Consider the following 26,469-nt stretch of genomic DNA (forward strand, 5'->3'; position numbering starts at 1 on the left):
TATGAAGAGCCCTCTGCTGACCCTGCCCGGCGCCGTCCCCGCCGAGGGCGTGGACGAAGGTGTCGCCGCCCACTACGGTGACCTGTTCCGCGAGCAGCGCGCCCTCGCCGACGGCACCGGCTTCGTCGACCTCTCGCACCGCGGAGTCGTCACCGTCACCGGTGACGACCGCCTGAGCTGGCTGCACCTCCTGCTCACCCAGCACGTCACCGACCTCCCGGCCGGCCAGGCCACCGAGGCGCTGATCCTCTCCGCGCACGGCCACATCGAGCACGCGCTGTACCTCGTCGACGACGGCACCACGGTCTGGGCCCATGTCGAGCCGGGCACCCAGGAGGCGCTGCTCGCCTACCTGGAGTCGATGAAGTTCTTCTACCGGGTCGAGGTCGCCGACCGCACCGCCGACACCGCCGTCGTCCACCTCCCCGCGGGCTCGATCACCGAGGTGCCGGACGGCGTCGTCGTACGCGAGACCCCGTACGGCCGTGACCTCTTCCTCCCGCGCGAGGACCTCGAGGCGTACGCGGAGAAGGCGGGCCCCGCGGCCGGCATCCTGGCGCACGAGGCGCTGCGCGTCGAGCAGCACCGCCCCCGCGTCGGCTTCGAGACCGACCACCGCACCATCCCGCACGAGCTGGGCTGGATCGGTACGGCGGTGCATCTCCAGAAGGGCTGCTACCGCGGTCAGGAGACGGTCGCCCGCGTCCAGAACCTGGGCAAGCCGCCCCGCCGGCTGGTCTTCCTCCACCTCGACGGCAGTGAGGTCCACCTCCCGCCCCACGGCACCGAGCTCCGGGTCGCCGACGAGGCGGCCGACGGCCGCAAGATCGGCTTCATCACCACCTCGGTACGCCACCACGAACTGGGCCCGGTGGCCCTGGCCCTGGTCAAGCGGAACGTCCCGCTGGACGCCCCGCTGATGGCGGACACGACGGCGGCGGCCCAGGAAATCGTGGTCGAGCCCTAGGCCGTCGGGGCCTGTACCCCGATGCCCCAGACCTCGAAGCCCCAGACCTCGATGTCCCAGACCTCGATGTCCCAGACCTCGAAGCCCCAGACCTCGATGTCCTAGACCTCGATGAGGACGGTGAAGGGTCCGTCGTTCGTCAGGGACACCCGCATCCGCGCGCCGAACCGTCCCGTCGCGACCGTGGCACCGAGCCCCCGCAGCTGTGCCACGACCTCCTCGACGAGGGGCTCGGCGACCGGCCCGGGCGCGGCGGCGTTCCAGGTCGGCCGCCTGCCCTTGCGCGCGTCGCCGTACAGGGTGAACTGACTGATCACCAGCAGCGGGGCGTCGATGTCGCTGCACGACTTCTCGTCGTGCAGCATCCGGACCGACCACAGTTTGCGGGCGAGCTGGGCGGCCTTCTCCTCGGTGTCGTCGTGCGTCACCCCCACCAGCACGCACAGCCCCTCGCCGGTGATCTCCCCGACCGTCTCCCCGTCGACGACGACACTCGCGCCGTCCACCCTCTGCACCACAGCTCGCATACGGACCATCATGCCGGGTACCCCGCACGCTCCCGCAAAGGGCCCATTTTTGATCCTTTAGGCCCTGTCTGGGGCCGTTCGGGGGGACTCGGTCACAACGCGGCGACTTGGGGTGGCACGATGCTTTCCACCACACGCCGGTCGAGGGGACGGTAGAGGGACATGAGCACACCGAGTACCGAGCGGCTGGAGGCACACCGGCCGCCCTTCCAGCGCGGCGACAGCCCCGGGCCGGCCGCGGACCCACCGGAGCACGACCTGGCCCGGCTGAGCCTGCCCGAGCTGCGCACCGTGCGCCAGGGCGCCCAACGCGACGAGGCGGACCTGAGCTACGTACGGCGGCTGTTGCAGGGCCGTATCGACATCCTCCGCGCGGAGTTGGCCCGCCGCTCACCGTCGGGCGCGGCCTCCGTCGTCGAGCGCCTCCCGGAGATTCTCACCGACGCCCCGGCCCGCCAGCGCTCCTCGGCCCGCCATGTCACCCTGGGCACACCGCACAGTGAGGAGTACGGCCGCCTGGCCGCCGACATGCTCGCCGACGTCGAACTCTCCGACCTCGACGCCCGCACCGATCCCGAGCTCCACGCGGCCATGGCCCGTCTCGTCGCCTACGAACAGCAGGTCTCCCGCCGCCGCCAGCACCTCCAGCGCACGGCCGACGACTGCGGAGCGGAGATCACCCGCCGCTACCGGGAGGGCGAGGCCCAGGTGGACGACCTGCTGGTGTGAGAAGGCGGAGACGGCACGGGACGGACGGGGACGGGACAGGCGGGCGCGGGGGCGAAAACCCGGCGACACCCGCCCCCGCCCCTGCCTACCGTGACCGCATGGACGTCCGCACCGTCACCGACAACGAACTCCCCGCCTGGATGCGCGCCCTGAACACGGGCTTCCTGCGCCCCCCGGTCGTCACCGAACAGGCCCTGGCCGCCCGCCGGGCCACCCTCGGCGACTCCCGGCTGACCGGCGCCTTCGAGGCCGACACCTGCGTGGCCACGTTCCGCTCCTTCCCCCAGGAAGTCACCACCCCGGGCGGCACCCCCGTCCCCGCCGACGCCATCTCCAACGTCACCGTCCTGCCCACCCATCGCCGCCGAGGTCTCCTCACCCGCCTGATGGCCGACGACCTCACGGCGGCGAAGGACCGCGGTGACGTCGTGGCGACCCTCACCGCCGCCGAGTACCGCATCTACGGCCGTTACGGCTTCGGTCCCGCCACCACCATGACCGAGTGGACGATCGACATACCGCGGGCCGGTTTCGACCCCCGCCATCCGGTCCCCCTGGCGGGCGGCGGTGTCGACCTGATCCACGGCGAGGAGGTCCGCAAGCTCGGCCCCCTCCTGCACGAGCGCCTGCGCCGCACCCAGCCGGGCGCCGTCAGCCGCCACGAGCACTGGTGGGACATGAACACGGGCGTGATCCACCTGCACGGCGAACCCGACTGGACCGAGCCGTTCTACGCCGTGTACCGCTCGGCGGACGGAGAGGTCGACGGACTGGTCTCGTACCAGGCGGACGAGAACTGGACCGACGCCAAGCAGCCGCAGAACACCGCCTCCGTGAACTGGCTGCTCTCGGTGACCCCGGACGCCTCCCGCGCCCTGTGGCACTACCTGTGCTCCATCGACTGGATCCCACCCGTGTGAAGTCGGGCTGGCGTTCCCCGGACGACCTGCTGCCCCTGTTCCTGCCAGACCCGCGTGCGGCGAGCATCACGACCCAGGCGGACTGGCTGTGGGTGCGGATCCTGGACGTCGTACGGGCCCTGGAGGCGCGGACGTACGACACGGCGGGCGCCCTGGTCCTGGAGGTGGTCGACCGGTCCGGCCTGGCCGGGGGGCGCTTCCTGCTGGACGCGACCCCCGACGGTGCCTCCTGCACCCCGACGAGCCGCGACGCCGATCTCACCCTGGACGTGGCCGAGCTGGCGTCCCTGTGGCTCGGCGACGAGTCGGCGCTACGGCTCGCGGCGCTGGGCCGGCTCCGGGAAGAACGAGCGGGCGCCGCCCGGGGGGCCGACGCCCTGCTGCGTACGCCCGGGCGACCGTGGTGCCCGGACCTGTTCTGAGTCTCCTCTCGACGGTCTGGTGACGTGCTGGGGAAGGGAACTGTGCATCCGTAGCTGTTCAGTTGTGGCTGTGCGCGCGATGTTCGGTTGTGGCTGTGCGGCGATCTGCAGTTGTGGCTGTGCTGAGGTGCCGACCCTTCGGGCTCCCGGCTCCCCTCCGGAAGGGAGTCCGACCGGCCAACCGTCTGAAAGTTTGACCATGTTGTTGAAGTTGGCAGCCAACTTCACTGTACTTATGTCCGCTTGGAAGCGTCCTATAACCATCTCTCTTTGAACTGCCACAAGATGGCGGGAAGTTGTACTGTTCCACCGTGGAGCCGGAACATGCCCCCGTCAACGGACGGGGGAGGACGGGGCGGCCCCAGCCCTCGCACCGCGAGGTGGCCGACGCGCTGCGCACCCGGATCAGGACCGGAGTGCTGCGGCCGGGCGAACGCATGCCCACGCAGGCCAAGCTGGCGGACGAGTTCGGGGTGGAGCGGGGCGCCGTACGCCAGGCCCTGCGCATCCTGCAGTCGGAGCACCTGCTCACCAACGTCTCCAAGGGAAGCCCGGCCACGGTCGCCCCACCGCCGGGCGCGGCCGGCCCGCTGATCGGCCCGGAGGCGACCCCGCAGCCGTCCATGGTGGCCCTTCCCCCGAGGATGACCGAGGCTTTCGCGGCCGAGCACGTCCAGGTCGACGCCCTCTGTCTCACCGCGGTCTCCCTGACCGCCGCGATCGGCGAACCGCTGCGCCGGATCCACGCCGGACAGCTGAAACCGGCCAAGATCGACGTCCGGGTCCTGCTGCCCTCCCGGAACATCGACCTCGCCTTCCCGGCGGCGGTGGACACCTCGGCCACCGAGCGGCTCCAGCGCCACTGGCTGGCCCACCGCAACGCGCAGGGCCAGGTACTGCGGCACAACCTGCTGACGCTGCGCTCCACGCACGGCATCGAGGTGGACGTGACGTTCCGCGCGCTGCCGTTCACCCCGCCCGTGAAGCTGTATCTCCTCAACGGCGCTGAGGCGCTGTTCGCGTACTACACCGTGCGGCTTCGTGAACAGACGATCGATCAGGAACATCTGGAGATGTACGACGCCGAGGGCACGCGGTCGGTCCTGTTCGCCTTCGAGCAGGGGGCCGGGCCGCGCGACTCGGCGTTCGTGGAACAGTCCCAGCTGTGGTTCGACGCACTCTGGGAGACGATCAGCTCGGAACTGCTGCTCACGAGCTGACGGCGGGTCCGGTGGCCACGAGGGCGAGGACCACGGCGCCGACCGAGCTGATGGCCGGGCTCCTGACCTTGATGCCGATGCTGAGCAGCAGCAGTCCCACGGCGCCGGTGGTGCCGTACTTCCACTGGATGGTCTGCTCGACGCCGACGACGACGGCGGCGGAGACGAGAGCGAGGACAGGCATGGTGTTCCCCCCTTCGAAAGGGCAAACCATTTGCCAACTCGATCGAGTTGGCAACCAACTCTTATAAGGTTGTCCCCACTTGGTCCCAACCCTTAAACAACTTCCAGGCAACTCCCCATAGATGGATCTAAGTTGTAGCGTTTGGTCGTGACCCAGGAGAACGTGGCGGAGAACGTGGCAGTGAACGGCAGCAGAAAGTCGCCCCAGGAGATCGCCGACGCCCTGCGGAAACGCATCCGTGCCGGTGACCTCAAGGCGGGCGACCGCCTGCCCACCCAGGCCGAGCTCGCCGACGAGTTCGGGGTGGAGCGCGGCGCCGTACGGCAGGCCCTGCGGGAACTCCAGCTCGACGGACTCCTCACCAACGTCAGCAAGGGCAGCCCGCCGCGCATCGCCGAACCGCCGCCGCCCGGCCACGACGAGCCCCAGCCCACCATGGTGGGCCTCGCCCCCCGCCTCACCGAGGCCTTCTCCGCCCCGCACGTCCGCATCGACGCGGCCTGTCTCACGGCCGAGAGCCTGATCCCCGCGCTGGGCGAGCCGCTGCGCCTCATCCACGCCGGCGTGATCCACCCCCAGCGGATCGACGTCCGTATCCTCCTGCCCTCGCGCCGCATCAACCTCGCCTTCCCCGTCCCGGTCGAGGGCCGCGGCGACGACGACCCGGTCCACCAGCGCTGGCTGGCCATGCGCAACGCCCAGGGCCACGTCCTGCGCCACAACCTCCAGACCCTGCGCTCCCACGGCATCGACGTCGACATCACCTTCCGCGCCCTGCCCTTCACCCCACCGGTGAAGCTGTACCTCCTCAACGGCACGGAAGCCCTGATGGCGTACTACATGGTCGAGCGGCGGGAGGAGCCCACGGACGCCGGAACGCTGGACATGTACGACGTCATGGGCACCGAGTCCCTCCTCTTCCACTTCGAGGCGTCGGCCGGGCAGCGCGACGCCGCGTTCGTCGAGGAATCCCAGAAGTGGTTCAACGCCCTCTGGGAAACCATCACGACGGACCTGACACTCTCCTAGTGACTTCTCATACGACGCAGACTGAACAGGTGGCAGCCGACACCGACAACACCCAGGGAAACGGAACCGCGGATCTGCGGGAGCTGATCGCGCGTACGAGGGTCGTCCTGTGGGACTTCGACGGCCCCATCTGCCGGCTCTTCGCCGGCCACTCGGCGGAGGACGTGGCCGACGGGCTGGTGGACTGGCTCGAAGGCCGCGGCCTGCACCACCTGCTGACGGAGTCCGAGCGGGAGTCGCTGGACCCGCATGTCGTCCTGCGTGCCGTGGACCGCCTGCGCCCCGGCAGCGACCTGGTCGCGGAGCTGGAGGAACGTCTCACCCAGGAGGAACTCAGGGCCGCCTCCTCGGCGATGCCCACGGCGTGGGCGGACCCCCTGATACGCACCTGGACCGCCCTGGGCCTGCGCCTCGCGATCACGACCAACAACTCCCCCCGCGTGGTCGCCAAGTACCTCACCGGCCGCGACCTGGCCGCCTGCTTCGCCCCCCACATCTACGGCCGCACCCAGGACCTCCACCTCCTCAAGCCCGACCCCCACTGCCTCCACCGCGCCCTGCGCGCGATGGGCTCCGCCCCCGACACCGCCCTGATGATCGGCGACACCCCGTCCGACTTCCTGGCCGCCCACGAGGCCGGCGTCCCCTTCCTCGGCTACGCGCGCAACCACCGCAAGGAGAAGCTCCTGCGGGGCGCCGGGGCGACGACGGTGGTGAACTCGCTGGAGACGGTCCTGAGGACGGTCAGGGAACGGTCCTGAGCATCAGGGCCACGAGCACACAGACCGCCACGAGGGTGAGCCCCTCGGCCTTGGCCTTCCGGCCGATCGCGACGGTGAGCATCAGCATCACCCCCAGCGCGCCCAATTTGGCCTGCACCGCCAGGCCGGCACAGTACGCGAGCAGTTCCAGGACCGTCGATATCAGGAGCACGGCCTTCCACCTACCTGCCAGTGTCGGTGAAGCCTTCAAGTCTCGGTCCAATTGGACTGCTTGAGGTTTCCCCTGGCCGATTGATCCTTAATCAACTGACCTGTCTGAGAAGTGACCGATGGTGGTTTGACACTGGACCGAAGGCGGTACGGTCGCCCTGTGGACGCGCAACAGAGCGGTGACGTCGGCGGCCGGGAGTTCCATCGAGTCGCCGACGACCTGCGCGCCCGCATGGCGAACGGGACGTATCCGCTGAAGTCCTATCTGCCGTCCCAGCGGGACCTCGCCGAGGAGTACGGGGTCTCCCGGGACACGGTCCAGCGGGTGCTGCGGGAGCTGGCCAACGAGGGCTGGATCGAGTCCCGCCAGGGCAGCGGGTCCCGCGTGGTCAAGACGCAGCGGATCCAGTCGTCGACCCCCAGGGGCACCCGAGTGCGCCATGGGGCCACCCTGGGGCCGCTGCTCAGCGAGGCCTTCGAGCAGCCCGACGTCACCCTGGACGTGTATACGCTGACCTCGGAGTCGCTGGACGCGCACATCCGGCTGCAGGCCGAGCGGATCCACGGCGGCTCGATAGCTCCCCAGCACATCGGTCTGCGGATGATCCTGCCGTCGGAGGAGCTGAACCTGCCCTATCCGCAGCTCAAGGGCAACAAGGACGACGACCGCATGAGGAGCCGTCTGCAGGACATCACCAACCGTCACACCGCGTCCCTGCGCAGTGTGCTGAAGGACCTGAGGACCGAGAAACTCGTGCCGTCCGTCGACGTCCAGATCCGCCATGCCCCGCTGACGCCGACCTTCAAGCTCTACGTCTTCAACGGTACGGAGGCGCTGCACGGTCCGTACGAGGTGATCCAGCGCCAGATCGAGCTGGACGACGGCGAAGAGGTCACCGCCGTGGACGTCCTCGGACTGGGAGCCACCCTCACCCACCAGGTGAAGGACGGCGATCCGAACTCACCGGGGACCGTCTTCGTCGACACCTGGCAGGCCTGGTTCGAATCGGTCTGGACTCATCTCGCCGAATAGCTCAGGCGTGTGCGCTAGTATCCCCGGCATCGCGCGCGAGTAATCCTCTCCTGTCGTACGTATTCCCTCCTGTGCTCACCCCACCGGACACCCCGGTCGTGCGGCGCACCACACGGCACTCGACGATTGCCGTACCCATCCCGCGCAACCCACCGGAGCGGCCAGTGGTCGACCACTTTGTTCCCTCCCGGAACCTCGGGGAACGAGCCGCTGCGGACGGCGCCCTTCGAGCCTTCGTCTGGGCCGCGGAATCGACTCAGGAGTCCACCAGCGGGCACCACAACCGCAACTATGTGCTCCCTCTGACCGAGGATGTGGCCCGACTGCTGGGCCGCGAGGCCGGCATCTCCGTGACGGTGCGTGTCCGGCGCTCCGACGCGCTGCCCGTGGTGATCAGGACCTGGCACGACGAGGCGGCGATCCTCGGTGCTCTGCGGGGCGTCCTGCCCCACGCGCCAGAATGCCTGGCCAAGGTGGACGGGCACTCCATCCACAGCTTCGTGAAGGGCGTCCCGCTCTCCACCATCTGCGGAAACGGTAAGCCTGTCGACACCCTGCTGGTCAAGGCGCTGGCCCGCTTGCTGGCGCAGATGACCCAGGTGCGCCGAGCGGCGCTGCCGCCCCTGCCCGCGTCCTGGCCCGCCAAGCTCACCGACAGCCAGGCCTTCCTGAAGACCCTGGCCCGTCTCGCGGACGAGCAGATCCGTAAGCCCAACTGGGACAAGTTCGGCGGACTGTTCAAGGCGCTGGGCATCCCCGACGACGCGTTGCTGCGGCTGGCCGAGCGGGTTCCCTCCATGGCCCGGCGGCCGTACAGCCTGCTCCACGGCGATCTGCACCGGGACAACCTGATCGTCTCGTACGACGGCAGCCCGCCTCTCATCTGTGTGGACTGGGAACTCGCGACCTACGGTGATCCGCTGCACGACCTGGCGGTGCATCTGGTCCGAATGCAGTACCCGAGTCACCAGTGGCGTGAGGTCATCGACGCGTGGGCCGGGGAGATGCGGCAGTTCCGGCCCGGCGCGGCCAACGGCGTGGCCAGGGATCTGCGCCATTACGTCGACTTCGAGCGGGCGCAGTCGGTCTACCCGGACATCATGCGTGCCGCCCGGTCGCTGGAGGAGTCGTACACGCAGAGGCGCCTCGACGAGGCGACGCAGGACGTGCGCAGGGCGCTGAAGGCTGCGGCCGAGCCGCTTCGGCTCGGTGACGTGCCCAAGCGCGACGAGATCGAGAAGGCCCTCGTCCGCTGGTTGACCTCGCGTGGCGGTGGCAGTGTGGACGGCGGATGGCTGGCCAACGCCTGCGCTTGGCGGCCGGACCCGCGCTTTCCCGAGAACCCCGGCTTTCCGGCGTCCGCCGTACGGGACGCCCTGATGGCCGAGGGAGCGGCTCCCGCGGACCGCGTGTTCAAGGGGACCGCTCATCTCAACACCGTCGTCTGGGTCAGGGAGCTGAGCGATCCCGTGGTCGTCCGGCGCACGCTCCCCAACGTCTCCCGCAGGGAGCCCCGGTACCTCAGCGAGCACGCCGTTCTGCGCGCGATCCAGGAGTCGGGCGTCCGGGTGGCGGCTCCCCGGGTCCTCGCCCTGGGCGAGAGCTACCGCGACGATCGCTTCGCCATCCACACGTATGTCGGACCGCGCAGCGGTCCCCCCAGCCATCCGGTGAACGGCCTGCGCCCGCGCGAGGCCGACGGCCTTGTCGACCAGCTGTGCGCGCTGACACGGGTGGACCACGGGTGGATCGACCCGACCGGGGGTGAGGTCGACTTCCACGCGTGGCTGCGGGATCAACTCGTCGCCCTGGTCAGGGAGTTGCCGGGGGAGTCGCAGCAACTGGCCCGCCTGCTCGGACTGCCCGACCCGGGCCGTCTGGCGGAGATCCTGAGCAGACACAAGGTCAGCCGTCGTGAGCCGAGTCTGCTGCACGGAGACCTCAACCCCTGGAACCTGGTCCGTCGGGACGACCACTTGGCGCTGACCATCATCGACTGGGAGATGGCTCTCGTGGGGGACCCCCTCTACGACCTGGTGCGGCACATGCACCTCACCCCGACCCGGCCGGAGATCAGAGAGCGCATGTTCCGGCGCTGGGAGCGCGGTCTGCCCTCCAGGTACACCGTGAACTGGAGCGCGGACTGGCGCGTCTACAGCTGGATCGAGCAGGTTCGCTCCGCCTATGTCGACCTCGATCGCCTGGTGACCGGCTCCGGCCTGGACGCCCCCAACGTCCGCCGGGCCGTGAACTCGTACGCGGGCACCCTGGCGGCGGGCATCGCCGCGCTGGGCCTCCCCGTGCCTTCGACGGCGAACCCCTATCTTGCCCGCGCCCTTGCCTAGGCCGTGTCTGACAATTCCCGTCGTCGCCCGGAGGGCGGCCTGGCGGCGTCAGGTGCGTGCTCTCGGCGTGCCGGGCGTAGACCCTCGTACTGGGCGTACTAGGGTCTGCGCCCGGTGCGCCGAGAGTGCGTGCATGGCGTCGCGAGGCAGACGGGAATTGTCAGACACGGCCTAGGGAGACCATGTCCCCGCCGCGGGCGGGTCTCCGCCCACTGTGAGTACCGCCTCTACCCAGGCATACCGCGAGACAAGATCTGCCTCTTCAACCGTGAGCTGGTCCTCCACGGCCTCTACGACGTCACGGCGCGCACCGGGCTGCGCGGCGCAGCCCCCGAGTACGACGACCCCAAGGGCTACCGCACCGACCTCAATGTCTGGTCCCTGGAGGGTTCCGAGGACTCCAAGGCGCTCATCGCCACCTGGAACCGGCACCCCGACAACCTCTGGAGCCTGGCCGCGTCCCCGCCCTGGCGCGGTACCACCCCCTGAACCGGCCGTACCCTCACCCCATGAGCGACCCCGGGCTGCGTGAGCGGAAGAAGCGGCGGATGTATCAGGCCGTGTCGGACATCGCCGTGACGATGTTCCTGGAGCGGGGGTTCGACGCGGTGTCCGTCGCGGAGGTCGCGGCGGCGGCCGAGATCTCCAAGCCGACCCTCTTCCGGTACTTCCCGGCCAAGGAGGACCTGGTCCTGCACCGGATCGCCGACCATGAGCGGGAAGCCGCCCGGGTGGTCGAGGCCGGGCGTGTCGAGGGGGTCGCGCCCCTGCCCGCGCTGCGCCGGCACTTCCTGGAGGGGATCGCCGCCCTCGACCCCGTCACCGGCCTCAACGACCACCCCGCCGTCCGCGCCTTCTACGACCTCCTCTACGGCACCCCCTCCCTGGTCGCCCGTCTCCACGCCCACCTGGAGCGTTCCGAGGCCGCCCTCGCCGAGGTCCTCGGCGGTGATCTCGGCGCCCGGCTCGCCGCGGGCCAGATCATCGCCGTACGACGGATCCTCGCCGAGGAGAACTGGCGGCGGATCTCGGCGGGGGAGCCGGTGGAGGACGTACGGCAGGAGGCGGTCGGGGCGGCCGAGCGGGCGTTCGCGGCGCTGGAGGCGGGGCTGCCGTATCTCGCAGTGAGCATTACTCAGTAAAATATTTAACTCGGTTACGTCATTCGCTATCCTCGGCGCATGACGCCTGCCGAGCCTGCCGCAAAGGGACACGACCGCGACCTCGACACCGCCCTCCACCACGAACGCGCCCACCACGACACCTGCCGCGCCGCCCTCGCCGCCATGGTCGAGGGCGCCGACCGGCAGGTCGTCACCGGCGAGGACGTCTCCGCGTCCGGCGCCGACGCCGAAGTCCTCGGCTACGGGCTGCGCAGCCGCGCCAAGGCCCTGCACGAACTGCCCGAGGGCCCGCTGTTCTTCGGCCGCATCGACCTCGTGCAAGGCGGTGGGCACCACATCGGCCGGCTGCGGATCAGCGAGCACCCCGCCGCCCCGCCCCTCGTCGTCGACTGGCGCGCCCCCGTCTCCCGCGCCTTCTACCAGGCGAGCGCCCGCGATCCGCAGGGCGTGACCGTACGGCGGCGGTTCGGCTGGGCCCCCGGCAGCCGCGGCGACTCCGCCGACCTGACCGGCCTGGAGGACGAACACCTCGGGGGCGGCGAGCCCGCGGCGGGCCCCGGAGGTCTCCTCCTGCGCGAACTCGAACGCCCCCGCGTCGGCCCCATGCGGGACATCGCCGCCACCATCCAGCCCGAACAGGACGACCTCGTACGGGGCGGACTCGCCGACTCGGTCTGTGTGCAGGGCGCACCCGGCACCGGCAAGACCGCCGTGGGCCTGCACCGGGCCGCCTACCTCCTCTACACCCACCCGCAGCGCGTGAAGCGCGGCGGTCTGCTGATCCTCGGCCCCAACCGCACCTTCCTCTCCTACATCGCCGAGGTCCTGCCCTCCCTCGGCGAGACCGGCGTACGGCAGTCGACGCTCCAGGACGAGATCGCCCGGCACCGGGTGACCGGGACCGACACCGACCGGGCCGCCGCCCTCAAGCACGACGCCCGGATGGCCGAGGTACTGCGCCGCGCGGTGTACGGGCGGGTGACGGCCGCTCACGCCGAGGACCTGGCCGTACCGGACGGGTCGTACCGGTGGCGGATCGCGGGCCACCACCTCACGGAGATCGTGAACGCGGTGCTCGCCGAGGAGCCGCCGTACGAGGTCGGACGGGAACGGGTCCGCAGCCGGATCGTGCGCCGGATCCTGACGCGGGCGGAGCGGCGCGGCGGCCCGCCCCCGGCCGCCTGGCTGCGGCGGATCGAGCGGGCGCGGGCGGTGAGCGCGTGCGTGGAGGCGCTGTGGCCGAGGCTGCGGCCGGAGGAGGTGCTGGCCGGGCTGCTGAGCGACCGGCAGACGCTGGCCGGGGCGGCCGACGGGCTGCTGGAGCCGGCCGAGCAGGACGCCCTGCTGTGGGCCAGGCCGCCGCGGTCACCGAGGTCCGCGCGCTGGTCGGCCGCCGACCTCGTCCTGCTCGACGAGGTCGCGGGGCTCCTCGAACACCCCGGGGGGTACGGCCATGTCGTCGTCGACGAGGCCCAGGACCTCTCCCCGATGGAGTGCCGGGCCATCGCCCGCCGGGTCCCCTTCGGCTCCCTCACGGTCCTCGGCGACCTCGCCCAGGGCACCACGCCGTGGGCGGCGCGTTCCTGGCGGGTCCAGATGACCCACCTGGGCAAGCCCGAGGCGACGATCGTCCCGCTGACCACCGGCTTCCGGGTCCCCGGCGCGGTCCTCGACCTCGCGGGCCGCCTCCTCGCCCGCCTCGACGCGGACGTGCCTGCGGCCCGCTCCCTGCGCCACGACGGCGAACTGCGCGTCCGCCGCGCCCAAGGCGGCGACCCGGCGCCCCTCGTCGTCGCCGCCGTGCGCGACGCCCTCACCCACGAGGGATCGGTGGGCGTGATCACCCCGGACGCCGAGACCGGCCGGATCGAGGAGGCCCTCACCAGGGCCGGCCTGGCCCCCGCCGCCGGCCGCGTCACGGTCATCGGCGCCACCCGCGTCAAAGGCCTCGAATACGACCACGTCATCGCCGTGGAACCGACAGCGATCACCGAGGCGGAGCCCCGCGGCCTCAACCGCCTGTACGTCGTCCTGACCCGAGCGGTGTCCCGCCTGGACGTCGTCCACACCCGGGAGCTGCCCTGGGCCTGACAGGGCTCATCCTGGGGTGATGCTGCTCTTCCTCGACGTCGACGGGACGCTGATCCCCTTCGGGGGACCCGACCCCTACAGGGAGTACGGCCCCTCGCCCCACCCTCTGCTGCCGCGTCTGGACCCGGCCCTGGGGCCCCGGTTGCTGGCGCTCGGCTGTACGCCGGTGTGGGCCACGACCTGGTCGGACGACGCCAACGCCCTTCTCTCCCCCTGGCTGGGACTGCCCGCTCTGCCCGTCGTCGAGTGGCCGCAGGACGACGAGGCGCCTCCCGCTGCCGGTCTCCACTGGAAGACGCGGCCGTTGGTCGCGTGGGCCGCCGGCCGGGCGTTCGTCTGGCTCGATGACGAGATCAGCGGGACCGATCGGGCGTGGGTGGGTGCGCATCATCCGGGCCCGGCGTTGTTGCGTCGCGTCGATCATCGGCGGGGGCTCGGGGACGAGGACTTCGCGGCCGTTCAGGCGTGGGTCGGGGGAGTGCCGTAGGGGCCGGGCTCCGTTGGTTTCCGGGGCCAGGTCCGCAGTGCCTCGCGGGTCGCCTCGTAGCCCCGTTCTATGAGGGACGGGACGTCCGTGGGGGACCAGGGGGAGTGGCCCGCGGTGTCGATGGTGATGGTGAGGTCGGGGAGGCGGCCCTGGGCGGGGTGGGCCGGGCGGGACTCGAACCAGCGGCGCCAGCGGGTGGTGCCGCGGCCGAAGCCGACCGCTATGACCCGGCCGGCGCCGAGGCGGTGCGCGGCCCACACCGGCAGCGGTGACACCACGGCCCCGTCGACGCACAGCGCCCCGCCGTCCTCCAGCCGCACCGGAGGGAACAGTCCGGGCACGGCGCTGCTCGCGCGCAGGGCGGCCGTGAAGGAGCCGGAGGTCACCAGCCGGGGCGTGGTGGAGCCCAGTTCGGTGACCACCGCGCCGAAACGGGTCGGCAGGTCCTCGATCAGCAGGTCACCGACCATGTCCTCGATGTTCCGGGCCAGCGGGGAGGTGTCCAGCAGGCCCAGGCGCGGACTGATCGCGGCCCTGCCGAAGTCCGCCCACTGGGCACGCAGCAGCCGCTCGGTGAGACGCGCGCTGTCCACCCCGGCCGCCCAGGCCCCGCCGATCAGCGCCCCCGCACTCGTACCCGCCACCGCCGACACCGCGATCCCCGCCTCCTCCACGGCCCGCAGCACCCCGGCGTGCGCGGCCCCTAGCGCCGCCCCGCTGGACAGGACCAGGCCCACCGAGAGGGGAGGGGAGGAGGCGGACGTCGACGAGGTCACTGGGCATGCTCCTTCCGGGCGCGCCGCCCGCACGGCCGGGCACGACGAATGAGCCCGAGCATGACAGGTTTCGCCGGCCCGCCACTTCCTAGGTGTATTGATCACGAGCGTTGTTGACACTGGCGGGTCTTGAACATGGCGAAGACCTCCGATGTGGTGGAGCTGTCTAAGAACACACCGCACGGAGGTCTTCGTGTCCCACCGTAATGCCCGGCTGACCGTTCACGGCAGGCGGCTGCTCGTCGAGCGTGTCCGTTCGGGCCGCCCCGTCGCGCATGTCGCGGCCGAGATGGGCATCTCACGTGTCACGGCCCACAAGTGGATGCGCCGCTGGCAAGCGGAGGGCGAACAGGGGCTGCACGACCGCCCCAGCCGTCCACTGACGACACCCCACCGCACGGCGGCAGCCGTGGAGGCCCGGGTGTGCCGGCTGCGCCAGGACCGCAAACTCGGCCCCGCCCGCCTCGGCCCCGTCCTGGGACTGCCCGCCTCGACCGTGCACCGCATCCTGGTCCGCCACGGCCTGAACCGGCTTGCCTTCCTCGACCGGCCCACCGGCCAGGTCATCCGCCGCTACGAACGCGACCGACCCGGCGAACTCATCCACGTCGACGTCAAGAAACTCGGCCGCATCCCCGACGGCGGCGGCCACAAGGTCCTGGGCCGCCAGGCCGGCCGCGCCCGCCGCAGCAGCGTGGGCTTCGACTACGTCCACTCAGCCATCGACGACCACAGCCGCCTCGCCTACAGCGAGATCCACCGCGACGAGAAAGTCGCCACCTGCGCCGGCTTCCTCACCCGCGCGGCCGCCTTCTTCCACGCCCACGGCATCACCCGCATCGAACGCGTGCTCACCGACAACGCCTGGGCCTACCGCAAGGGCCTGGCCTGGAAGCAGGTGCTCATCGAGATCGGCGCGACCGGCAAGCTGACTCGCGCCTACCGCCCGCAGACCAACGGCAAGGTCGAACGCTTCAACCGCACCCTGCTCGACGAGTGGGCCTACCTGCGGCCTTTCACCAGCAACGACGAACGCACCGCAGCCCTGGCCGACTTCCTCCACACCTACAACTACCATCGCTGCCACACCGCACTCGGAGGCCAGCCACCCATCACCCGAGTCAACAACCCTGCGGGTCAATACACCTAGGCCGTGTCTGACAATTCCCGTCGTCGCCCGGAGGGCGGCCTGGCGACGCCATGCACGCACTCTCGGCGCACCGGGCGCAGACCCTAGTACGCCCAGTACGAGGGTCTACGCCCGGCACGCCGAGAGCACGCACCTGACGCCGCCAGGCCGCCCTCCGGGCGACGACGGGAATTGTCAGACACGGCCTAGGAGCGCAGAGCGTCCACCGGCTCCATGCGGGAGGCCCGCAGCGACGGGTAGAGACCGGCCAGGAGTCCGACGAGCGCGCCGACGACCGGGGCTCCGAAGGCGAGACGGACGTCCAGGACCGGAGTCCAGTCCCTGACGGCCGACACGGCCACCACGACGACCATGCCCAGGGCGGCGCCGATGACCCCGCCGAGCAGTCCGATGGTCGTCGACTCCACCAAAAACTGGCCGGCGATCTGCCGTCGGGAGGCGCCGAGGGCGCGGCGCAGTCCGATCTCCCCGATCCGTTCCATGACCGTCACCAGCGTCACGTTGGCGATACCGATGGCTCCGACCACCAGCGACACCAGTCCGAGGACCAGGAACAGTCCGTTGACGTCGCCCTGCACGCCGGTGCGTGCCTTGACCGGGTCGGACGGCGCCGTGACGGCGAGGGCGCTCTCGGCACCGGGAGCCAGCGCGATCGGTGCCTGGTGGGCCACCTGCTTCGCCGCACCGAGCGCGGTGTTGATCAGCACCCGGGTCACCTCCCCCAGACCTAGGTGGTCCTCGGCCGTCGTGGGCGGCAGGATCACCGCGGTGGAGAGCTGCTGCTCCCGCTCGGCCTCACCGAGAATCCCGATCACGGTGTACGACTGGCCCTTCAGGAAGACGGCGGGGGAGCCCTGGACCGAGCTGATGCCGAGGAGCCGTGCGGCCTGGTCGCCGAGCACCGCCACCCGGTCGTGCCGGGCGATGTTGCCGCCGTCGAAGAAACGCCCGACGGTCATCGTGCCGCGCACCGCGGCGGGCAGCGTGGGGGACGCGGCGAAGACGGCCACGGTCTGGCCGCTGACGTCCCCCGGGGCCACCACGTCGTTCGCACGCACCTGGACGCTCGCGGTGTCGGTGGAGGAGGCGAGCGCCGCCACCGAATCGACCCCGGCCAGCCGCCGTACCGCGTCGACCCCCGACCAGTCGACGAGCGGGACCGAATCGGCCGACGGGGGTACCACCACCGTGACCGAGGTGGCGGTGAGGGCGTCGAACCGGCCGACGATCTGGTTGCCGGCCGTGGCCGACACCCCGATGGTGATGACCAGGGTGGTGATGCCCAGCACCGTTCCCAGCGTGGTCAGGGCGGAGCGCATCGGACGGGCGAGCACCCCCGCCAGCGCCTCGGTCCACAGGTCCCGGAAGTCCATCCAGGGACGCTCCGTGCCCCCAGCCGACAGCTCCGCCGCTTCCGCAGCCCTCATCGGCCCTCCTCGGTGAGCCGTCCGTCGCTGATCCTCACCCGACGGTCGGCCCGCCTGCTGACCGCCTCCTCATGGGTGATCACGACCAAGGTCATGCCCTGCTCGGACAACTGGTCGAAGAGGCCCAGAACCGACTCGGTGTTCTCACTGTCGAGATTGCCGGTGGGCTCGTCGCAGAGCAGCAGGGCGGGTTCGCTCATCAGCGCCCGGGCGATGGCCACCCGCTGTCTCTCCCCACCGGAGAGCCTGTCCGGACGGAAGCCGAACCGGTGCCCCAGGCCCACCCGTTCCAGCGCCTGCTCGGCCCTGGCGCGGCGGTCGGCCCGGCCGCGTCCGGGGCGCGGCCGGCGGTAGGCCTCGGCCAGCATGACGTTCTCGTCCACCGTCCGGTAGGGCAGCAGATGGAAGGACTGGAAGACGAATCCGATCCGGCTGCCGCGCAGCGCGGTGCGTTCCAGGTCCCCGAGCGTGTTGGTCTCCACCCCGTCGAGCCAGTAGGCGCCCGAGGTGGGGCGGTCCAGCAGGCCCAGGGTGTTGAGGAGTGTCGACTTGCCGGAACCGGACGGGCCGACGACCGACAGGTGCTCGCCGCGCCGGACGGCCAGGTTCACGTCCCGCAGGGCATGGACCGGCGGTTCGGAGTCGAAGGTCCGGTCGACGGACACCAGTTGGATGACCGTGTCCGGGGCGGGTACGGCGGACACCGGCGGGCCGGCCGTCGCCCGGTCACCACGGTTCATTGCCCGGTCACCACGGATCATTGGCCGATCACCACTTGGTCGCCCGCCTTCAGGGCGGCACCGGACGGTGTGACCTCGACCTGCCCCTCCGCGGAGAGTCCCGCCTTGACGGAGACGTCCACCACGGTGCCGCCGCGCCGGACCTGCACCGTGGCCTGCCCGTCGGCCGAGGTGTGGAGCGCGGCGATGGGCACCGTCAACGCCTTGCCGGCCGACGATCCCACCTTGATGGTCACCTTCGCGGAACCGCCCGCGTTCTTCGCCAGCTTCCCCGCGGGGAGGGAGATCTGCACCGGTACGGGAGCCGACGCGTCGTCACTCCCGCCGCCCGACGCCCCCTGCGCGGTCGTGCCGTCCGCCGAACCCGTCTTCGGCACATCGTCGCCGAGTGCCACCAGTTCCCCCTCCACCTTCTTGCCGTCGGTGGTCTCCACCTCCGCCGTCATGCCCTCGTGGAGCAACTTGGCGTCGCTGCCCTGCACCACGGCCTGCACCACGACCTTTGAGCTGGTCACCGTGCCGATCGGTCCGGTCGGGGTGTCACCGACCTTCACCGACACCTTGTCCAACCGGGCGGGAAGATCCGGCAGGAAGACCACCTCGCCCGCGGGGATCTTGGTTCCGTAGCCGGCCTGGAAGGCGGAGAGCGCGGTGTTGGCCGCGTCCAACTGCTGCTGGGCCGCCTTGAGCTGGAGCCTCGCTGCTTTGCCACTGGTGCCGCTGCCGCTGGTGCCCCCCTTGCCGGCGGCCCCCGTGCCACTGGTCTCCGTGCTACCGGTCCCCGAGCCGCTGGTGTCCGTGGCACTGCTGCCCGTGTCCCCGCTGCCCGTGCCGCCGCTCGGGTCCTGGGCCGAGAGGAGGCCCTGCTGTGCGGCGGTCACGGCCGCCTCCAACGTCCCCAGCTGCTGCTTGTCCGCGATGCTGGGCTCCTGCGCCTGGAAACCCTTGCTCTTGTACCAGCGGCTCACCGCGGTGGCGACCCCCTGCCCGTACTGCCCGGTGGCCGCACCCGAGTTGAAGCCGAGCCGGGTCAGAGCCCGCTGGAGCTGCTTGACATCGTCTCCGGACGTGCCGGGACCCAGGGTGCGGTACATGGGGACGGATCCGCGCAGCACCAGCACCGGTCGTCCGCTCAGCTGCATCAGCACATCGCCCTCCTTCACCTCCGACCCGGCGACCGGTGCCTTGGTGACCCGCTGGGCGACGGGGTCGGAGGACCCGGAATCGGGGGCGCCCACGGGCCCCGCCAGGGCCAGACTCTGCGGTGAGTCGAACTCGATCGAGCCCTGGGCCACCACGCTCGCCGTCAGCGACCGCTGCTCGACCGCGACGGTGACCGGTCCGGCCTTCGGTGGCTTGCGGGCGGCGGCCGCGTCCGCCGGGGACTGCATCTGCGATCCGGCGAACCATCCGCCCACTCCCACCAGCGCCACCGCCGTGACGATGATCCCCAGCTGTCTGGGACGGCTGCTCCCACCTTTTTGGCGCTGCATGCTCTTCCTTCGCTCGCGGGAGGGGCGGTGCACAGTCGGCTCGGGTGCCGGCTCACCCGGCACCGGTGGACCCCGGGGCCTTGAAGAACTTCGGGAAATAGGCGGCCCGGAAGTCCTTGCCGCACGCCAGGTCCTTCATCGCCAGCTCGATCTCCTTGGTGAGCAGCGGCAGCGCCTCGTCCTTGCTCATGGTTTCCGGGGTGGCGTCGCCCTCCGGCTTCTCGCCGTTCGCGCCTGCCTCCACCGAGGCGGTGCCACCGGCGCCGGCGGGAGCGGACTCGGCCGCCTGGAGCTTCACCATTTCCCCGATGCTGGTCGGCTGCGTGGTCGTGACGGTGATGCCTTCCTTCTTCAGGCACGAGGCGTACGACTGCGCCAGGCCGACCAGCTCCTGGTCACCGTTGAGTGCCTGCGCGTTCGCCTGGTTCTCGGAGGTGGAGGCGGCGCTGCGGTCCTCGACGGACTCGCCGCCGTAGACCTCCTTGTCGGCCGTTCCCATGCACCCGGTCCAGTCCTTCTGGCCGACCTTCGGGTCCGGGGGACTGCCCAGCGCCTTCTCGAAGGCCGTCTTCTGCGCGGGAGTGAGCGTGTCCATGTACTTCGCGTTGGCCGAGGGCTCGTTCGCGGCCTTGCGCGACACCTGGGGATCGTCGGGGTAGACCGCGACCGCGGTGTAGCCGAAGCCGTACTTCTGCCGGAACTTCTTGGTGAGTCCGTAGTCCGCCCCGTCGGTGGCCCAGCCGGTCCTGAAGTCCTCGGGCGCCTCGGGGGTGTAGGTGAACCCCTGCTTCTTCATGCAGACCGCGATCGCGTTCTCCACGAGGTACTGCTTCTTGAGTTCGGCGCTGGCGTCCGCGGGGATGTCGAGCTGCCCCGACGACCCGGCGGAGGTCTTCCCGCCGGCCGCGGAGGTGCCGCTCCCGTCGCCCGCCGAGGAGGACGAGGACGACTCGCCGCCGCCGCAAGCCGCCAGCAGCGGCAGCAGGGTCACTGCCACGGCCAGTTTCCGAACAGCGCGGGATCCAGACATGTATCCATCCGATCGAGAGGAATCGTGGGGACTGAGCGCCACTGTGGTCTCCGCAGTTGATGACCATGGGCGCGGATCATGACCAAGCTGTAACTGCGGGCCCGCTACGCGGGCGGTCCGGTGACGAGGTCACCGTTCCTGTCGTACGGCCAGGCGTTGGCGACGCATCCGTGCAGGCCCTTGATCTGCTGCATCATCACGGGGGCGAGCTGCCCGGGACCCGCACAGGTCTGGTGCGTGTAGTCCAGGAAGTGCCCCATCTCGTGGTTCACGATCAGGGCCCGGTACTCGTGGATCGGACCGTCGAACGTGGGCGAGCCCTTCACCCAGCGCTTGAGGTTCACCACCACCCCGTCGGGAATCTCGCAGTTGTACTCGCCGTGCGTGTCCTGGTGGATGCCCGCCCAGCACAGGGCGTCGGCCGTTCCCGGCGTCGCGATCTTCACCATGAGGTCATAGGGCTGCCCCGCGCCCACCAGCTGGAACGAGGAGACCCCGTTCCGGGCCCAGCCCCGGGGAGCGGCGAGGATGTCGGCCATCTCGTTCGCCGCCCGGTCCGGCGAGATGTCGAGGCCGGTCTCGACCTGCACCGCATAGCGGAGCAGACGGGTCCCCCGACCGACCTTCGCGCCACCGGCCCGCGCGGTGACGAACGTGCCGGGGCCCGTCGCGGGAACGTCGATCCTCGTGGAGGTCGGGGTCGAGGTCGGGGCCGGACTGCTCGGCGGCGGGGTCGGCGTCGGGCTCGAGGGTGGGGTGCGGCTCGGTGCGGGGGTGGGGGTCGGGCTGGTACGCACGGTGCCGCGCGGGTGCGGCGCTGCGCCCGTCGTGTCGCCCCGTCCGCCGTCCAGGAAGAACGCCGCGGAGCCCAGCAGACCGACCGTCACCAGCCCGGCGACCAGGGCGGTCCGGCCCCGGCGGCGCGGACGTTCCCGGCGGTGGGAGGACCGGTGGCGGCCGCCGGTGGGCGGTGCGGATTCCCGCTCTCGTACCGAATGCATGGCAGCTCAAGCTGGTCGTCCCAAGTGATCGCGCCGAGCTCAAACTGTCACGAGAGGGTAACGATGGATCTTCCGATGGGCCCTGTGGCGCGACACACTATTGCAAGCAGGTGCTTGCAATAGTTAGCGGCGCTGGTGCACAGTGGAGACATGGCATCGCTCAACGTCGGCAATCTCGGTGACTACCTGCGCGAGCAGCGGCGCAACGCCAAGCTCTCGCTCCGGCAGCTCGCCGACGCCGCCGGGGTGTCCAATCCCTATCTGAGCCAGATCGAGCGCGGGCTGCGCAAGCCGAGCGCGGAGGTGCTGCAGCAGGTCGCCAAGGCCCTGCGGATCTCCGCGGAGACGCTGTACGTGCGCGCCGGCATCCTCGACGCGGAGCGGGACCGGGACGAGGTCGAGACCCGTGCGGTCATCCTCGCCGATCCCACCCTGACGGAGGCGCAGAAGCAGGCACTGCTGCAGATCTACGAGTCCTTCCGCAAGGAGAACGGATTCGAGACCGCGCGGGAGAGCCGGCCGGGGGACGAGGGCGACGCCGACCCGCAGCAGACGGCCAGTTGACCGGACCAGGGGACCGGCCGCCGACTGCGGACCCGTACGACCCTCAGCCGAAGACGACGAACGACGCACGACGAACCACGACGAACGTGAATCCGGGAGGATCTACAACCATGGCCATCACCGACGACCTGCGCAAGACCTTCAGCGACCCGACCCCGCTCTACTTCGCCGCAGGCACCGCCGACCTGGCCCTCCAGCAGGCGAGGAAGGTGCCGGCTCTGGTGGAGCAGCTGCGCGCCGAGGCGCCGGCCCGTATCGAGGCCGTGCGCAACACCGACCCCAAGGCCGTGCAGGAGAAGGCCGCCGCCCGTGCCAAGGAGGCCGGTGCCAAGGCCAAGGAGGCGCAGGAGACCTTCCAGTCGAAGGTCAACGAGTTCATCTCCACCCTCGACGGCGACATCAAGAAGCTCGGCACCACGCTCGACGCCGACCTGAAGAAGCTCGGCGAGTCCGCCCAGGACCTCGCGCTGCGCGGTGTCGGTGTCGCCGCCGAGTACGCCGTCAAGGCCCGCGAGACCTACGAGAAGGTCGCCGAGCACGGCGAGCAGGCCGTGAAGACCTGGCGTGGCGAGGCCGCCGAGGAGATCGAGGAGCTGGCGATCGTCGTCGAGGGCAAGGACGAGCCCAAGGACGAGCCGAAGGCCGCGACCCTCACCGAGGTCAAGGACGAGCCGAAGCCCGCCCCGGCCGCCGAGGCCAAGGCCGAGCCCGCTGCCGCGAAGAAGCCGGCCGCCAAGAAGGCCCCGGCCCCGCGCCGGACCACCGCGAAGAAGACGACGCCTCCGGCGAAGTGAGACGCACGGCCGGCGCCGCAGCCGCCGGGGACGGCAACGCGGACATAAGGTCACGGGCCGGGCACTGATACGGTGCCCGGTCCGTTGTACGGGTGACGACAGCGCGGTTGCGGGTACGGTGACCGCGTAAGGACGAGCCGGGTCGTGCCGAATCGGGTGGTGGACATAGTGCTGATGCAGGGGTTCGCAGGGTTCATGTCACTGCTGAGCCTGGCCCTGATCGTGTTCAGCGGCTTCGCTCTGATCGACGCGGCCATCCGCCGCGAGGACGGCTACCGCGCCGCCGACAAGCAGACCAAGCCCTTCTGGATGATCATCCTGGGGATCGCCTTCGTGGTGAACCTGATCTTCCCGATCCTGTCGTTCCTGCCGGTCATCGGCCTGGTCGCGACGATCGTCTACATGGTCGACGTCCGCCCGGCCCTGCGCGCCCTCCCTGGCGGCGGCCGCACCCACCGAGGCGGCGGCTCCAGCAGCGACGGCCCGTACGGCCCCTATAACGGCGGACGGTAAGGGCAACCCCCCCCAGGGGCGCGGGGCCGCCGTATCGACAGGCGGCTCCGCCGCGTGGGCGCGACCGGCCACACCGCACCCGCACCGGCAGGTCACCCCCGCCCCCACGGCGAAGCCCTACGGGACCCGGTCCAACAGAACAACCGCGACGTCGTCCGTCAGCTCACCCCCGTTGAGCTCCCGCACCTCACTCACCGCCGCCCGCAACAGCTCCTCCCCGCTCAACCCCTCACCGAGCTGCCGACGGATCATCTCCACCATCCCGTCCTGCCCGAGCCGCTCGTTGCGCCCCGCACCGACCCGCCCCTCGATCAGCCCGTCGGTGTAGAGCATCAGACTCCACGCCGCCCCCAGCTCCACCTGCATCCGGGGCCAGCGAGCGCCGGGCACCAGCCCCAGCGCGGGCCCGTTGTTCTCCTGCGGCAGCAGCCGCGCGGGCCGTCCGGGCACGGCGACCAGCGGTGCCGGATGCCCGGCCAGGCACAGCCCGGCCCGCCGGCCGTCCGGCGCGATGTCCACCGTGCACAGCGTCGCGAAGATCTCGTCGTCGTCCCGCTCGTGCTCCAGCACCTGCTGCAGCGTCCCCAGCAGTTCGTCCCCGCACAGCCCCGCCAGGGTCAGCGCCCGCCAGGCGATGCGCAGCTCCACGCCGAGCGCCGCCTCGTCGGGGCCGTGCCCGCAGACGTCGCCGATCATCGCGTGGACCGTGCCGTCGGGCGTGCGGACGGTGTCGTAGAAGTCACCGCCGAGCAGCGCGCGCGAGCGGCCGGGGCGGTAGCGGGCGGCGAAGCGCAGCGGGGAGCCCTCCAGGAGGGGCGTGGGCAGCAGCCCGCGCTCCAGCCGGGCGTTCTCCTGGGCGCGCAGCTTGCCCTCGGCGAGCCTCCGCTCGGCCGTGTCGGAACGTTTCCTCTCAACGGCGTAGCGGATCGCGCGGCTCAGCAGCCGGCCGTCCAGCTCGTCCCGGAAGAGATAGTCCTGGGCGCCGACGCGCACGGCTTCGGCGCCGCGCTCGGCGTCGCCGGAGGCGGTGAGCGCGAGCACGGCGTGCCGGGGCGCGAGTCGCAGGACGTGCCGCAGGACGGCGAGTTCCTCGTCGGTCTCGCCGGGCTTGGCGGCCCGGCCCGGCGCGGGCAGCGCCAGGTCGAGCAGGATGCAGTGCACGTCGTCGGTGAGCAGCCGCTCGGCCTCGGTGAGGTTGCGGGCGGTGCGGACGCGGATCCGCTTGCCGTCCGAGTCCAGCAGATCGGGGACGATCGGCGCGGCCGTGGGGTCGTCCTCGATCAGCAGCAGGGTGAGCGTGGTGTGCGCGGTGTCGTGGTCGGCCGTCGCGGTGTCGCGCACGGTCTCGTCCTTGCGGGCGGCTTCCCGCCGGGGCGGGTCTACGTCATTGGAGGGGCCGCCTGGTGCGGGTACGGCCTGCGCCTGACCACACTCCGCGGCCGGGATCGCTCTCTGCCGCGGTACGGGTGCGGGCATGGTGTCGGGTTCCTTCCCTCCCCCCGAGGGCACGGCGGGGACGAGGGACCTCGACCCACCGACGGGGACCATAGCGGCAGAAGGCGCCGCAGCGGAATGGTGTGCGGCACGCGGTTTGATCTCAGGCCAGTGTCATATGCCGCGTTCCCTACCGCAGTTGGGCAGGTCGGGACGAGGGTGGGGATGACGAAGGTCACGTCCGCACGGGGTTTGGCGAGTCCGGGGAGGTGCCGTGCGTCACGTGCCGCGGGTCACGGGCAAGGCTGTTGAACCCTTTTGGGGCTTTCGCCTCATGCGTCCGGTCGCACCACCGCGAGGATCGGCATCGTCCCCGCCCCGGCGAGGGTGACGGTGCGGCCGGGGCGCGGGGCGTGGATGATCGAGCCGTCGCCCACATAGAGCGCCACATGGCTCGCGTCGCCGAAGTAGATGATCAGGTCGCCGGGGCGCATGTCCTCGACGGGCACGTGCGGGAGCTGCTTCCACTGCTCCTGCGAGGTCCGCGGGATCGACCGCCCGGCGCTCTTCCAGGCCTCGGAGGTCAGCCCGGAGCAGTCGAAGGAGTCCGGGCCCTCGGCGCCCCACACGTACGGCTTCCCGATCTGGGCGGTCGCGTAGGCGATGGCCTTCTTGCCCGCCGCGCTCGCCTTGCCGTCGATCTCGTCGAGGATGCCGGTGTCCAGCCAGGCGGTCTGCGCCTTCTGGTCGGCCTGTTCCTGGAGCTTGGCGAGGCGTTCCTGCTCGGCCTTCTGCAGCTGGGACTCCAGCTTCTCGGCCGCCGTGATCTGCTTCTCGATCCGCTTCTGGGCCGCCGCCTTGGCCTTGCGGTTGGCCTCCAGCTTGGACCACTGCGCGGAGGCGTCCGCGGAGTACTGCTCCAAGTCCTCCTGGGTGCGGGTCACTTCCGCGATCAGGCCCTTGGTCGCGCGCTGGCCCTGGAGCACCCGGCCGGCCCCGTCGAGGAACTCGCTCGGGTCGTCGCTCAGCATCAGCTGGGCCTCGTCGGGCAGTCCGCCCGTGCGGTACTGGGAGCGGGCGGCGGCACCGGCCCGGTCCTTCAACTCCGCGAGCCGCTCCTGGCCTTCGACGATCTTCTGGGCGAGGGCGACGATCTCGGCGGACTGCTTCTTCGCCGCCTCCTCGGCCGCGTTGTAGGCGTCGGTGGCGACCGCGGCGTCGTGGTAGAGCGTCTCCAGCTTCTCGCGGACCTCTTCCAGGTCCCTGCTGGGCGGGAGGGTCAGATCGGGGGCGGTCGTCGCCGTCGGGGACGGCGTGGGGCTGCTCGGGCGGTCGGGGCTCGCGAACGCCGCGCCGGGTGCTCCCAGCACGGTCACCGCGCAGACGACCGCCACCGCGACCGCGAACAGGCCGCGCTTGCCCGGACCCATACCTCGTCCCCCAAACTGATTTCCCGTCAGTAACTTACGGTGCTCGGGGGATCGTGCCACGTCACGGCCGAAAGTGACAGAGTCAGGCCCGGAACCGACAGGTACCG

Annotated in this window: 26 protein-coding genes and 1 pseudogene; 16 read left to right on the top strand and 11 right to left on the bottom strand. The window is 71.0% G+C overall.

From position 1 onward, the window contains the following. The first annotated feature begins 1 nt into the window (after position 1). A complete protein-coding gene (gene ygfZ, locus OG852_RS25740; protein WP_133911907.1) occupies positions 2-967 on the top strand; it encodes a CAF17-like 4Fe-4S cluster assembly/insertion protein YgfZ in 966 nt (321 codons plus the stop codon). Between the two features lie 101 nt (positions 968-1,068). Here ygfZ and dtd read toward each other — a convergent pair whose 3' ends face one another. Next, positions 1,069-1,494: a D-aminoacyl-tRNA deacylase gene (gene dtd, locus OG852_RS25745; RefSeq protein WP_133911908.1), complete on the bottom strand. Its 426-nt coding sequence runs from the start codon at positions 1,492-1,494 to the stop codon at positions 1,069-1,071. A gap of 162 nt (positions 1,495-1,656) precedes the next feature. Here dtd and OG852_RS25750 point away from each other — a divergent pair, with 162 nt between their 5' ends. The 3 genes and pseudogenes from OG852_RS25750 (at position 1,657) to OG852_RS25760 (ending at position 4,785) form a co-directional block, all read left to right on the top strand. After that, positions 1,657-2,223, top strand: a complete 567-nt coding sequence (locus tag OG852_RS25750) for an RsiG family protein (protein ID WP_133911909.1) — start codon at positions 1,657-1,659, stop codon at positions 2,221-2,223. 98 nt (positions 2,224-2,321) lie between these two features. Continuing rightward, positions 2,322-3,565: pseudogene (locus OG852_RS25755) on the top strand (GNAT family N-acetyltransferase). Positions 3,566-3,876: 311 nt separating this feature from the next. Continuing rightward, on the top strand, positions 3,877-4,785 hold the full coding sequence (locus OG852_RS25760; protein ID WP_330349068.1) for a winged helix-turn-helix domain-containing protein: 909 nt from the start codon (positions 3,877-3,879) through the stop codon (positions 4,783-4,785). Here the strand turns inward: OG852_RS25760 and OG852_RS25765 are convergent. Further along, on the bottom strand, positions 4,775-4,969 hold the full coding sequence (locus OG852_RS25765) for a hypothetical protein (protein ID WP_133911912.1): 195 nt from the start codon (positions 4,967-4,969) through the stop codon (positions 4,775-4,777). The two genes, OG852_RS25760 and OG852_RS25765, sit on opposite strands and share 11 nt — an antisense overlap. Positions 4,970-5,110: 141 nt before the next feature. On the opposite strand from OG852_RS25765, the gene OG852_RS25770 reads away from it, so the two are divergent. Both OG852_RS25770 and OG852_RS25775 read left to right on the top strand, forming a co-directional pair. Further along, complete coding sequence (locus OG852_RS25770; protein WP_133911913.1) at positions 5,111-5,998, top strand: winged helix-turn-helix domain-containing protein; 888 nt, start codon at positions 5,111-5,113, stop codon at positions 5,996-5,998. Further along, positions 5,947-6,759 carry an HAD-IA family hydrolase gene (locus OG852_RS25775; RefSeq protein WP_133911914.1) on the top strand — a complete coding sequence of 271 codons (813 nt, stop codon included), beginning with the start codon at positions 5,947-5,949 and terminating at the stop codon, positions 6,757-6,759. The genes OG852_RS25770 and OG852_RS25775 overlap by 52 nt, the downstream gene beginning before the upstream one ends. Here the strand turns inward: OG852_RS25775 and OG852_RS25780 are convergent. Further along, the gene (locus tag OG852_RS25780) at positions 6,743-6,931 is read right to left on the bottom strand and encodes a hypothetical protein (protein ID WP_330349070.1); all 189 of its coding nucleotides are present in this window, start codon (positions 6,929-6,931) and stop codon (positions 6,743-6,745) included. The genes OG852_RS25775 and OG852_RS25780 overlap by 17 nt on opposite strands. A 159-nt stretch (positions 6,932-7,090) precedes the next feature. Here OG852_RS25780 and OG852_RS25785 point away from each other — a divergent pair, with 159 nt between their 5' ends. The 6 genes from OG852_RS25785 to OG852_RS25810 all read left to right on the top strand — a co-directional run bounded on the left by OG852_RS25785 (position 7,091) and on the right by OG852_RS25810 (position 14,010). After that, positions 7,091-7,963, top strand: a complete 873-nt coding sequence (locus OG852_RS25785) for a GntR family transcriptional regulator (RefSeq protein WP_330349071.1) — start codon at positions 7,091-7,093, stop codon at positions 7,961-7,963. A gap of 164 nt (positions 7,964-8,127) precedes the next feature. Further along, positions 8,128-10,308 carry an aminoglycoside phosphotransferase family protein gene (locus OG852_RS25790; RefSeq protein ID WP_443064657.1) on the top strand — a complete coding sequence of 727 codons (2,181 nt, stop codon included), beginning with the start codon at positions 8,128-8,130 and terminating at the stop codon, positions 10,306-10,308. A gap of 129 nt (positions 10,309-10,437) precedes the next feature. Then, positions 10,438-10,797: a hypothetical protein gene (locus OG852_RS25795; protein ID WP_330349073.1), complete on the top strand. Its 360-nt coding sequence runs from the start codon at positions 10,438-10,440 to the stop codon at positions 10,795-10,797. A 20-nt stretch (positions 10,798-10,817) separates the two neighbouring features. After that, a complete protein-coding gene (locus tag OG852_RS25800; protein ID WP_133911918.1) occupies positions 10,818-11,450 on the top strand; it encodes a TetR/AcrR family transcriptional regulator in 633 nt (210 codons plus the stop codon). Positions 11,451-11,489: 39 nt separating this feature from the next. Beyond that, positions 11,490-13,523 (top strand): HelD family protein, encoded by a 2,034-nt coding sequence (locus OG852_RS25805; RefSeq protein WP_330349074.1) that lies wholly within the window; start codon positions 11,490-11,492, stop codon positions 13,521-13,523. A 19-nt stretch (positions 13,524-13,542) separates the two neighbouring features. Continuing rightward, positions 13,543-14,010 carry an HAD domain-containing protein gene (locus OG852_RS25810; RefSeq protein WP_330349075.1) on the top strand — a complete coding sequence of 156 codons (468 nt, stop codon included), beginning with the start codon at positions 13,543-13,545 and terminating at the stop codon, positions 14,008-14,010. On the opposite strand, the gene OG852_RS25815 is transcribed toward OG852_RS25810, so the two are convergent. After that, the gene (locus OG852_RS25815; protein WP_330349076.1) at positions 13,983-14,786 is read right to left on the bottom strand and encodes a patatin-like phospholipase family protein; all 804 of its coding nucleotides are present in this window, start codon (positions 14,784-14,786) and stop codon (positions 13,983-13,985) included. The genes OG852_RS25810 and OG852_RS25815 overlap by 28 nt on opposite strands. 193 nt (positions 14,787-14,979) lie before the next feature. Here OG852_RS25815 and OG852_RS25820 point away from each other — a divergent pair, with 193 nt between their 5' ends. Further along, a complete protein-coding gene (locus tag OG852_RS25820) occupies positions 14,980-15,936 on the top strand; it encodes an IS481 family transposase (RefSeq protein ID WP_330346872.1) in 957 nt (318 codons plus the stop codon). Between the two features lie 185 nt (positions 15,937-16,121). Here the strand turns inward: OG852_RS25820 and OG852_RS25825 are convergent, their stop codons facing one another. The 5 genes from OG852_RS25825 to OG852_RS25845 form a co-directional block, all read right to left on the bottom strand. Continuing rightward, on the bottom strand, positions 16,122-17,363 hold the full coding sequence (locus tag OG852_RS25825; protein WP_208117125.1) for an ABC transporter permease: 1,242 nt from the start codon (positions 17,361-17,363) through the stop codon (positions 16,122-16,124). Beyond that, on the bottom strand, positions 17,360-18,103 hold the full coding sequence (locus tag OG852_RS25830) for an ABC transporter ATP-binding protein (protein WP_330349077.1): 744 nt from the start codon (positions 18,101-18,103) through the stop codon (positions 17,360-17,362). Before OG852_RS25830 ends, OG852_RS25825 begins: the two co-directional genes overlap by 4 nt. Positions 18,104-18,120: 17 nt before the next feature. Further along, positions 18,121-19,596 carry a peptidoglycan-binding protein gene (locus OG852_RS25835; protein ID WP_330349078.1) on the bottom strand — a complete coding sequence of 492 codons (1,476 nt, stop codon included), beginning with the start codon at positions 19,594-19,596 and terminating at the stop codon, positions 18,121-18,123. A gap of 52 nt (positions 19,597-19,648) precedes the next feature. Further along, the gene (locus OG852_RS25840) at positions 19,649-20,593 is read right to left on the bottom strand and encodes a hypothetical protein (protein WP_330349079.1); all 945 of its coding nucleotides are present in this window, start codon (positions 20,591-20,593) and stop codon (positions 19,649-19,651) included. Between the two features lie 137 nt (positions 20,594-20,730). Then, on the bottom strand, positions 20,731-21,627 hold the full coding sequence (locus tag OG852_RS25845) for a DUF3152 domain-containing protein (RefSeq protein ID WP_330349080.1): 897 nt from the start codon (positions 21,625-21,627) through the stop codon (positions 20,731-20,733). 150 nt (positions 21,628-21,777) lie between these two features. Here OG852_RS25845 and OG852_RS25850 point away from each other — a divergent pair, with 150 nt between their 5' ends. The 3 genes from OG852_RS25850 (at position 21,778) to OG852_RS25860 (ending at position 23,498) form a co-directional block, all read left to right on the top strand. Continuing rightward, positions 21,778-22,191 (top strand): helix-turn-helix domain-containing protein, encoded by a 414-nt coding sequence (locus tag OG852_RS25850; RefSeq protein WP_330349081.1) that lies wholly within the window; start codon positions 21,778-21,780, stop codon positions 22,189-22,191. 110 nt (positions 22,192-22,301) lie between these two features. After that, on the top strand, positions 22,302-22,985 hold the full coding sequence (locus OG852_RS25855) for a hypothetical protein (RefSeq protein ID WP_133911927.1): 684 nt from the start codon (positions 22,302-22,304) through the stop codon (positions 22,983-22,985). A 174-nt stretch (positions 22,986-23,159) separates the two neighbouring features. Next, entirely contained in the window at positions 23,160-23,498 is a 339-nt protein-coding gene (locus OG852_RS25860; RefSeq protein ID WP_166663537.1) for a DUF2516 family protein, read from the top strand. A 117-nt stretch (positions 23,499-23,615) separates the two neighbouring features. Here the strand turns inward: OG852_RS25860 and OG852_RS25865 are convergent, their stop codons facing one another. Continuing rightward, positions 23,616-24,974 (bottom strand): PP2C family protein-serine/threonine phosphatase, encoded by a 1,359-nt coding sequence (locus OG852_RS25865; RefSeq protein WP_330349082.1) that lies wholly within the window; start codon positions 24,972-24,974, stop codon positions 23,616-23,618. A gap of 290 nt (positions 24,975-25,264) precedes the next feature. After that, complete coding sequence (locus tag OG852_RS25870) at positions 25,265-26,362, bottom strand: C40 family peptidase (protein ID WP_330349083.1); 1,098 nt, start codon at positions 26,360-26,362, stop codon at positions 25,265-25,267. Positions 26,363-26,469: the final 107 nt, after the last annotated feature.

The sequence above is a fragment of the Streptomyces sp. NBC_00582 genome (genome assembly GCF_036345155.1).
In the GTDB taxonomy this organism is placed as follows: domain Bacteria; phylum Actinomycetota; class Actinomycetes; order Streptomycetales; family Streptomycetaceae; genus Streptomyces.